Source organism: Microbacterium sp. NPDC078428 (assembly GCF_044542535.1).
Taxonomy (GTDB): Bacteria; Actinomycetota; Actinomycetes; order Actinomycetales; family Microbacteriaceae; genus Microbacterium; species Microbacterium limosum.
Genome location: NZ_JBITUP010000017.1, coordinates 1 through 1,370, shown reverse-complemented (window position 1 = coordinate 1,370; position 1,370 = coordinate 1). Strand labels below are relative to the sequence as shown.

The 1,370-nt window shown below is 63.7% G+C and carries 1 protein-coding gene and 1 pseudogene; one reads left to right on the top strand and one right to left on the bottom strand.

Annotated elements, in window-relative coordinates; all coding sequences use genetic code 11:
* The first annotated feature begins 311 nt into the window (after positions 1-311).
* Complete coding sequence (locus tag ACIGCK_RS14790; RefSeq protein WP_396667005.1) at positions 312-803, top strand: hypothetical protein; 492 nt, start codon at positions 312-314, stop codon at positions 801-803.
* 14 nt (positions 804-817) lie between these two features.
* On the opposite strand, the pseudogene ACIGCK_RS14785 reads toward ACIGCK_RS14790, so the two are convergent.
* Positions 818-1,370: pseudogene (locus ACIGCK_RS14785) on the bottom strand (conjugal transfer protein); the annotation flags it as partial.

The window sequence follows — 1,370 nt, the reverse complement described above, 5'->3', positions numbered from 1 at the left end:
TGCGCGCCGCGCAGGCGGCGGGTGATCAGATTCGTGGGGGCGTACTGCAGGAATGCATGAATGGAAACGCCGAAGTTCCATGCGGCTCTGATCATGGGACACGCAACCTCTCGCTGACCGGGTCTGATGGTCGGTAGCGGCTAGGAGAGTGTTGTCCTCGGCTGAGACCGGGGGCGTTAGCTGTCTGTACACAGCCAACCTGAAGTGTAGGTGCTACCACTCTCATTCTACTCTTCGATCCATTTTCGACAAGGGCTCAGGCTGCCGTACCCTGCTGAGGTCGTGCCTGGCTTTCTTGACCGTGGGTATGAGTGCTGATCATCTCGCTTGCCTGCCCGGTGAAGTGGTTTCATGCTGGAGGTATGAACGAAGCGCGGGGAGATGGCGTCACCGAGTCAGGTGTGTTCCATGTCACGGTGACGTTCGAGGGTGAGTGGTGGATGGCGAGGGTCGTCGAGCTGCCGGGCGCGGTGGTGCCAGCAACATCATTGCCGGAGCTTGATGAGATGGTGCGCGGCGCGATCATGATGAGCATTGATCCTGGCGGGGTACGTCCCCTGGACTCGATGGTCGTCGCGTACAACTACGGCGGGTTGTCGCGTGTGCTGCAGCTGGCGGCAGACGCGGGAGCTCGACGCGCGCGCCTCATCGAGGCGGACGTCGGGCTGAATGTGCTGTTGCGGGCAGCGAAGACCGCGCTGGTAGATGAGGGGTACTCGTTCGCGGATATCAGTCACCTCCTGGGAATATCAACGGCCGAGGTAGCACGGCTGCGCGAGTTACGGGACTCAGACGACGACTGACCGCCGCCGCCTGTTTAGAGCCGCGGGCCACTCTGCTGTTGAGCAGGTAGAGTGCGGGCTCCTGGTGCCGTGGCGAGTCGTGCAGCGTTCGCGACAGCTTGCTGGGCGCGGACGGCGTCCAGACTCTGGTTGCGGTTCTGCGGAGGGTCGCCGAGAGCTCGATACGGGTCGGTGATGCCATGTCGGTCTCGATAGGCGGTGACGGTGTGCAGATTGCGCATCCACTGGTCTCGTGCCGCGGACTGCACGGGTGGGGTTCCGAGGAATTCGAGCCAGCGTGGCCGGTCACGCACTGTCTGCTCGGCGAGGGCCTGGGCTCGTTGCTCGATGAGAGCACGGCGCTCCTCGAGCGCCCGCTGAGTGAGCGAGTCTGCGCTGCCGGTGAACTCGTAGATGAGTCCTGCGATCATCTTCGCGGGCCGGCGCGCTTGGGTGCTGCCGGTCTCGCTGGTGGTCGCAGCCCTGAGACGGTGGAGAATCACGGCGGCGAGATCGTCGGCTCCGGCCAGAGGACGAGACGCGATGAGCACAGGTACCAGGCGCGCGATGTCATAGTTCTCCGCCTCC